The 7,368-nt window shown below is 75.6% G+C and carries 9 protein-coding genes; 1 reads left to right on the top strand and 8 read right to left on the bottom strand.

From position 1 onward, the window contains the following. Nucleotides 1–720: FGGY-family carbohydrate kinase (locus HGCM_RS06065; RefSeq protein WP_026075296.1), on the top strand; the 720-nt coding region annotated here is incomplete at its 5' end. Nucleotides 721–791: 71 nt separating this feature from the next. Here HGCM_RS06065 and HGCM_RS06060 read toward each other — a convergent pair. The 8 genes from HGCM_RS06060 to HGCM_RS06025 all read right to left on the bottom strand — a co-directional run. After that, nucleotides 792–1,127 carry a histone-like nucleoid-structuring protein Lsr2 gene (locus HGCM_RS06060; protein ID WP_019135969.1) on the bottom strand — a complete coding sequence of 112 codons (336 nt, stop codon included), beginning with the start codon at nt 1,125–1,127 and terminating at the stop codon, nt 792–794. A gap of 70 nt (nt 1,128–1,197) precedes the next feature. Next, nucleotides 1,198–1,395: a hypothetical protein gene (locus HGCM_RS06055; protein WP_040399516.1), complete on the bottom strand. Its 198-nt coding sequence runs from the start codon at nt 1,393–1,395 to the stop codon at nt 1,198–1,200. 2 nt (nt 1,396–1,397) lie between these two features. Next, on the bottom strand, nt 1,398–2,930 hold the full coding sequence (gene lysS, locus HGCM_RS06050) for a lysine--tRNA ligase (protein WP_019135967.1): 1,533 nt from the start codon (nt 2,928–2,930) through the stop codon (nt 1,398–1,400). Between the two features lie 37 nt (nt 2,931–2,967). Then, nucleotides 2,968–3,879 carry a carboxylating nicotinate-nucleotide diphosphorylase gene (gene nadC, locus HGCM_RS06045; RefSeq protein ID WP_019135966.1) on the bottom strand — a complete coding sequence of 304 codons (912 nt, stop codon included), beginning with the start codon at nt 3,877–3,879 and terminating at the stop codon, nt 2,968–2,970. Beyond that, nucleotides 3,876–5,609: an L-aspartate oxidase gene (locus HGCM_RS06040; RefSeq protein ID WP_019135965.1), complete on the bottom strand. Its 1,734-nt coding sequence runs from the start codon at nt 5,607–5,609 to the stop codon at nt 3,876–3,878. Before HGCM_RS06040 ends, nadC begins: the two co-directional genes overlap by 4 nt. Next, the gene (panD, locus tag HGCM_RS06035; RefSeq protein ID WP_019135964.1) at nt 5,606–6,139 is read right to left on the bottom strand and encodes an aspartate 1-decarboxylase; all 534 of its coding nucleotides are present in this window, start codon (nt 6,137–6,139) and stop codon (nt 5,606–5,608) included. Before panD ends, HGCM_RS06040 begins: the two co-directional genes overlap by 4 nt. After that, the gene (gene panC / locus HGCM_RS06030) at nt 6,136–7,020 is read right to left on the bottom strand and encodes a pantoate--beta-alanine ligase (RefSeq protein WP_019135963.1); all 885 of its coding nucleotides are present in this window, start codon (nt 7,018–7,020) and stop codon (nt 6,136–6,138) included. Before panC ends, panD begins: the two co-directional genes overlap by 4 nt. Continuing rightward, nucleotides 7,017–7,368: DUF2520 domain-containing protein (locus HGCM_RS06025; protein ID WP_147573068.1), on the bottom strand; the 352-nt coding region annotated here is incomplete at its 5' end. The genes HGCM_RS06025 and panC, both read right to left, overlap by 4 nt.

Here is a 7,368-nt window from a genome sequence, read left to right as displayed (position 1 = left end):
AACGCCGCCGCGGCGCTCGCGCTCGGGCTCGGCGACGGCGACGTCGCGGTGTCGATCGGCACCTCGGGCGTCGTCTCGGCGGTCACGTCGAAGCCCACGGCGGACGGCTCGGGGCTCGTGACGGGGTTCGCCGACTGCACGGGGCTGTTCCTGCCGCTCGCGTGCACGCTCAACGCGTCACGGGTGCTCGACGCGGCCGCGCGCATGCTCGGCGTCGACCACGCGGGGCTGTCGCGGCTCGCGCTGGAGGCCCCCGCCGGCGCCGACGGCCTCGTGCTCGTGCCGTACCTCGAGGGCGAGCGCACGCCGAACAAGCCCGACGCCACCGGGGCCCTGCACGGGCTGCGGCTCGCGAACACGACGCCGCAGCACCTGGCCCGGGCGGCCGTCGAGGGCATGCTCTGCGCCCTCGCGGACGGGATCGACGCGCTGCGCGCGCAGGGCGTCGCGGTCGAGCGGGTGTTCCTCATCGGCGGCGGTGCGCAGTCCGAGGCCGTCCGCCGCGTCGCGCCCTCGGTGCTCGGCCTGGACGTGCAGGTGCCGACGCCCGGCGAGTACGTCGCCGACGGTGCGGCCCGCCAGGCCGCGTGGGTGCTCTCCGGCGCCGACGAGGCCCCCGCGTGGAGCAGCGCGAGCGACGTCGAGACGTACTCGGCCGACCCCGCGCCGCGCGTGCGCGAGCAGTACGCGGCGGTCCGGGAGCTCACCGGCACCCGCTGACCCCTGTCGCACCGACGACGAGAGCCGGGACCCCGTCGGGGTCCCGGCTCTCGTCGTCTGCGGAGGGAGCGTCAGTGCGCCGCGTCGTACGCGGCCTTCACCTCGGCCGAGATGCGGCCGCGCTCCGACACGTGGTGCCCGTTCTCCTTGGCCCACTCACGGATGGCCTGCGCGTCGCTGCCGCCGCGCGACCGCGAGCGGGGCGCCGCCGACGAGCGCGGCGCGGTGCGGCCGCCGACCTTGCGCGCGTGGCCCACCCACTGCGCGAACGTCTCGCGGAGCTCCGTGGCGTGCGCCGTCGAGAGGTCGATCTCGTAGCTGATGCCGTCGAGCGCGAACGTCACGCTCTCGTCGGCCGCGCCGCCGTCGATGTCGTCGACGAGCAGGACCTGGACCTTCTGTGCCATGTGGGCTCCACGATGTGCGGGAAACATTTTCGGGGGACGCGTTCAGCATCGCACCCGTGAAATGCACCCGTCAAACGGTCGGGCCCGCGTTTTCTTTCTTCTCGCGGGCCGCCGCTGCGGCCCCCGCGCGCTCCTGCGCCTCGAAACGCGCGATTGCCCGCCGCTCGTTGCGGTCCGCATTCACGACGGCGCGCATGACGAACCAGAAGATCAGGCCGACGCCGATCGACGGCACGACCGCCGCGAGAACAGGAAGAATGCCGTCCATCGTCACACCTGGGGCTTCACGAGCGGGAACAGGATGGTCTCGCGGATGCCGAGACCGGTGAGGGCCATGAGCAGGCGGTCGACCCCCATGCCCATCCCGCCTGACGGCGGCATGGCGAACTCCATCGCCGTGAGGAAGTCCTCGTCGACGCGCATGGCCTCGGGGTCGCCCGCCGCGGCGAGCAGCGCCTGCGCCTCGAAGCGCTCGCGCTGGACCACCGGGTCGACGAGCTCGGAGTACGCGGTCGCGAGCTCGAACCCGCGCACGTAGAGGTCCCACTTCTCGACGACGCCCCGCTTCGTACGGTGCGCGCGCGTGAGAGGGCTCGTCTCGACGGGGAAGTCGCGCACGAACGTCGGCGCCCACAGGTGGTCCGCCACGCGGTGCTCGAACAGCTCCTCGACCAGCTTGCCGTGGCTCACCTTCGCCGGGTCCACCTCGAGGCCGAGCCCGTCGGCGATCGCGGTGAGCCGCTCGACGCTCGTCTCCGGCGTGACCGGCTCCCCCAGCGACTCCGACAGCGACTCGTACATCGAGATCTGCGCCCACTCGCCGCCGACCTCGTACTCGGACCCGTCCGCGAGCGTCACCAGCGTCGTGCCGAATGCGTCCTGCGCCGCGGACTGCACGAGAGAACGCGTCAGCTCCGCCATCGTGTCGTAGTCGCCGTACGCCTCGTACGCCTCCACCATCGCGAATTCCGGCGAGTGCGTGGAGTCAGCGCCCTCGTTACGGAAGTTGCGATTGATCTCGAACACCTTCTCGATGCCGCCGACGGCCGCCTGCTTGAGGAACAGCTCGGGCGCGATGCGCAGGTAGAGATCGATGTCGAACGCATTCATGTGCGTGACGAAAGGCCGCGCCGCCGCACCGCCGGGCTGCGTCTGCAGCATCGGCGTCTCGACCTCGACGAAGCCCCGCTCGTGGAAGCGGGCGCGCAGCGAGCGCATCACCTCGGCGCGGCGGCGGACCGTCGTCCGCGCGGCCGGGCGCACGACGAGGTCGAGGTAGCGCTGGCGGACCCGCGCCTCCTCCGACATCTCGGTGCCCTCGTAGAGGTTGGGCAGGGGGCGCAGCGCCTTGGAGGCGAGCTGCCACGCGTCCGCCAGCACCGAGAGCTCGCCGCGGCGCGAGCAGATCACGCGGCCGTGCACGAACAGGTGGTCGCCGAGGTCGACGTCGGACTTGAAGGCCGCGAGCCGCTCCTCGCCGACGTTCGCGAGGCTCAGCATCGCCTGCAGCCGGTTGCCCTCGCCGTCCTGCAGGGTGGCGAAGCACAGCTTGCCGGTGTTGCGCAGGAAGACGACGCGGCCCGCCACGCCGACCTCGTCGGTGGTCTCCTCGCCCGCCGGCAGCTCCGGGTAGGCCGCGCGCACCTGCGCGATCGTGTGCGTGCGCGGCACGCCGACCGGGTACGCCTCCTGGCCGTCGGCCAGCAGCCGCTCGCGCTTGGCGCGGCGGATCGCGATCTGCTCGGGGACGTCGTCGCCGGCGGGGGCCTCGGACGGCGCGGTGCTGGGGGGCGCTTCGGTCACCGGACGAGTCTACGAGGGCTGGGACGCCCGCCCGTCCTCAGCGCAGGTCGAGCGCGAGGTCGAGGATCGGCGACGAGTGCGTGAGGCCGCCCACCGAGAGGTAGTCGACCCCGGTCGCCGCGACCTCCGCCGCGCGCTCGAGCGTGAGGTTCCCGGTCGACTCGAGCTCCACGGGCCCCACCCGGTCCTCGAGCGCGCGCACCGCCTCGACCGTGGCGCGCAGGACGTCGGTGGGCATGTTGTCGAGCAGCAGGAACCGCGCCCCCGCGTCGACCGCCTCCAGCGCCTGCGCGGTGGTGTCCGCCTCGACCTGGATCGCCACGTCCGGGAACGCCGAGCGCACCGCCGCGACGGCCGCCGCGACCGAGCCGGCGGCGACCACGTGGTTGTCCTTCACCATCGCGACGTCGTACAGGCCCATGCGCTTGTTCGTCCCCCCGCCGCACCGCACGGCGTACTTCTCCAGCGCGCGCAGGCCGGGCGTGGTCTTGCGGGTGTCGAGCACCTGCGCGCCGGAGCCGGCCAGCGCGTCGGCCCACCGCCGCGTGTGCGTCGCGACGCCCGACGCGCGCGAGGCGATGTTGAGCAGGGTGCGCTCGGCGACGAGCAGCACCTGCACGGGGCCCGTGAGCGTCGCGACGACGTCGCCCCGGCGCACGCGCGAGCCGTCCGGGAGGTGCACGACCACCTCCGCGCCCGGCAGGCCCAGCCGGTCGGCAACCTCCCGGAGCACGACGTCGACGGCGACGACGCCGGCGACGACGCCGTCCGCCCGCGCCGCCAGGTCGGCCGTGCCGCGCTCGCCGGCCGGGATCGTCGCCTGCGTCGTCACGTCCCGGCCCGGGGCCGGCCCCAGGTCCTCGTCGAGCGCCGTCGCGACGACGCGACGCACCGCGGCCGGGTCCGGGCCGGGGTCGCCGGGCAGGACGCCGCGCAGCACGGCGCTCATGCGACCGGCACCGTGCGCATCGTCAGCGTGCCGTCGCCGGCCAGCGACGCCTCGATCCGGACCCGCCAGCGCTCGTCCTGCTCGGGGAAGTCGCTGCGCGCGTGCCCGCCGCGGCTCTCCTCGCGCGCGAGCGCGGTCTGCGTCAGCACGCTCGCCACCTGGTGGATGTTCGTCGTCTCCCACTCCGCGACCTGCGGGGCCGCGAGCGCCCGCCCGTCGTCGCGCCGGGTGTGCGCGTCCGTCGGCACCGCCGCGAGCTGGTCGGCGGCGCGGCGCAGGCCGTCGCCCGAGCGCAGCACGCCCGGACCGTCCGTGGCGACCCGCTGCAGGCGCGAGCGGGCGGCCGCGGCGACGAGCGCCTCGTCCCCGCCGCGCGCCTCCGGCTCCGACCGGGGGACGCCGACCGCGACCTGGGCCGCGATGTCGCGCGCCGCCCGCGTCGCGAAGACCAGGCCCTCCAGCAGCGAGTTCGACGCCAGCCGGTTGGCGCCGTGCACGCCGGTGCACGCCACCTCGCCCACCGCGTACAGCCCGCGCACGCTGGTGCGGCCCGAGAGGTCCACCACGACGCCGCCCGAGTGGTAGTGCTGCGCGGGGGCCACGGGGACGAGGTCCGTCGCCAGGTCGAGCCCGTGCTCGGCGAGGCGCTCACCGATCGTCGGGAACCGCCGCCGCAGCAGGTCGCCGCCGAGGTGCCGCGCGTCCAGCCACACATGGTCCGAGCCGGTCGCCGCCATCCGCCGGACGATCGCGTGGGCCACCACGTCGCGCGGCGCCAGCTCGGCCATCGGGTGCACGTCCGGCATGAACCGCACCCCGTCGGTGTCGAGCAGGTACGCGCCCTCGCCGCGCACGGCCTCCGAGATGAGCGTGAGCTGCCCCTTCACGCCGGAGCCGAGCCACAGCACGGTCGGGTGGAACTGCACGAACTCCACGTCGCCGACGACCGCGCCTGCCCGCAGCGCGGCGGCGATGCCGTCGCCGGTCGCCTGCGGCGGGTTCGTCGACGAGCGGAACACCTGCCCGATGCCGCCCGTGGCGAGCACCACGGCCTTGCCGAGAGCGGCGCCGACGCCGTCGCGCTGCCCCTCGCCGATGACGTGGAGGGTCACGCCGCACGCCCGGCCCGGCGAGCCGTCGGGCCCGGGCGGCCCCGTCAGCACGTCGAGGACGAGCGCGTGCTCGATCACCTCGATGCCCGGGTCGTCGCGGACCGCCTCGATCTGCGCGACGAGCGCCCGGGAGATCTCGGCGCCCGTCGCGTCGCCGCCGGCGTGCGCGATCCGGTCGGCGTGGTGGCCGCCCTCGCGCGTGAGGGAGAGCGCGCCGTCCGGGCCGAGGTCGAACTGCGCGCCGCGCGCGACGAGCTCGCGCACGCGGGCGGGACCCTCGGTGACGAGCACCTCGACCGCGCGCGGGTCGCACACGCCGGCCCCGGCGACGAGCGTGTCGTGCAGGTGCGCGGCGGGCGTGTCGGTCGGGGCGAGCGCCGCGGCGATGCCGCCCTGCGCCCACACCGTCGAGCCGGACGCGAGCACGTCCTTCGTGACCAGCAGGACCCGCGGCACCCGGGTCCGGAGCTCGAGCGCCGCCGTGAGACCCGCGATGCCGGAGCCCACCACGACCGCGTCGGCCTCGACCGTCCACCCCGGCTCCGGCGCGGCCAGCCGCGTGGCGAGCCGCGTCGGTGCGCTGGTGGCCAGCGGCTCGCCGACGACGGTCGTCGTCACAGGACGGGACCGCCGTCGCGCACCGGGCCGCGCGGGCCCGTGCCGAAGGCGATCTCGTGCGGGTGCTCGACGAGCTCGCGGCCCTGCTGGAACGGCACCCCGCTGCTGACGAGGCCCGCCTGCTCGGTCCACTCGTCCGGCACCCGGCCCGGGTCGTCGCCGAGCTCGACGATGCGGTTGTCCGCGTCGACGAGCACCACGTGCGGCGTGTACGTGCGGGCGTCCTCGTCGGACATCTGCCCGTACGCGATGAGGATGACGATGTCCCCGGGCGCGACGAGGTGCGCGGCGGCGCCGTTGATGCAGATCTGCCCCGAGCCCGCCTCCCCCGCGATCGCGTAGGTCGTCAGCCGGGAGCCGTTCGTCACGTCGACGACGTCCACCTGCTGGCCGGGCAGCAGGTCCGCCGCCGCGAGCAGGTCGGCGTCGACCGTGATCGAGCCGACGTAGTGCAGGTCCGCCTGCGTGACGGTCGCGCGGTGGATCTTGCCGGTCATCATCGTGCGCATCAGCGAGCGCGGCGCGGTCATGCGGCACCTCCGAGCACCAGGGCCGTGTTGTCGATCAGGCGGGTCGCGCCGACGCGCGCCGCGAGCAGCAGCAGCGCCGGGCCGGTGGCGTCGGGCGCCACCTCGGTGAAGGTCGTGGGGTCGACGAGCGCGACGTAGTCGACGTCGGCCGCCGGCTCGAGCACGCCGCGCGCGGCCGCGCGCACCGCCTCGGGACCCCGGCCGGCCGCGTCGGCGCCGGCGCGCAGCGCCCGGGACAGCGCGAGAGCGCGCTCCCGCTCGTCGGCGGACAGGTAGGCGTTGCGGCTCGACATCGCGAGCCCGTCGCCCTCCCGGACGAGCGGCGCGCCGACGACGTCGACGGGCACGTCCAGGTCGGCCACCATCGCGCGGATGGCCGCGAGCTGCTGGGCGTCCTTCTCGCCGAAGACCGCCACGTCGGGCCGGGTCAGGTGCAGGAGCTTGAGCACGACGGTGAGCACGCCGTCCAGGTGCCCGGGCCGCGAGGCGCCCTCGAGCACGTCGCCGACCGCTCCGGCGCGCACGCGCACGACCGGGTCCCGCGGGTAGACGACGTCGGGCGTGGGGGCGAAGACGACGTCGGCCGGGCCGAGCAGCCCGGCGCCGCTCAGGCGGCCCAGGTCCCCCTCCAGGTCGCGCGGGTAGCGCGCCAGGTCCTCCGACGGCCCGAACTGCAGCGGGTTGACGAAGATCGTGACGACGACCGTGTCGGCCAGCTCGCGCGCGAGCCGGACGAGCGACAGGTGGCCGTCGTGCAGCGCGCCCATCGTCATGACGACCGCGCGGCGGTGCGGACGCTCGCCGCGCGCCCGTGCGTCCTGCCGCGCGAGCGCGTCCGCGAGCTCGTCCCGCGTGCGCGCCAGCGTCGCCGTCGCCGTCATGCGTCCTCCTCGCGGCCGCGCTCGCCCGCGTCGTCGTCGGGGCCCTCGTCGGGCCCTGCACCCTCGTCGTTCAACGATCCCGCACCGCCGGGCATGCCCGCACCCGCGGGCCCGGCCTGGTCGGGGCCGGGCAGCGGCCCCGTCGCGTCGAGCAGCTGCGCCGCGGCCGTCGCGTCGACCTGGCCCGCGGCGAGAGCGCGCACCGTCGCGGCGCGCGCCAGGGCACGGTACCCCGTGACGACGTCGACCGCGCCGCTGGCCGCGGCGAACGCCGTCAGCGCCTGCTCGTGCTCGCGCACCGTGCCCGCGTCGCCCCGCCGCACGGGGCCCGTGAGGGCGGCGATCGCT

Origin of the sequence: Cellulomonas massiliensis JC225 (assembly GCF_000312005.1) — a bacterium.
Classification (GTDB): domain Bacteria; phylum Actinomycetota; class Actinomycetes; order Actinomycetales; family Cellulomonadaceae; genus Cellulomonas; species Cellulomonas massiliensis.
Note: the sequence above shows the minus strand (reverse complement) of the source record. Positions and strands in the feature narration are given on the sequence as shown.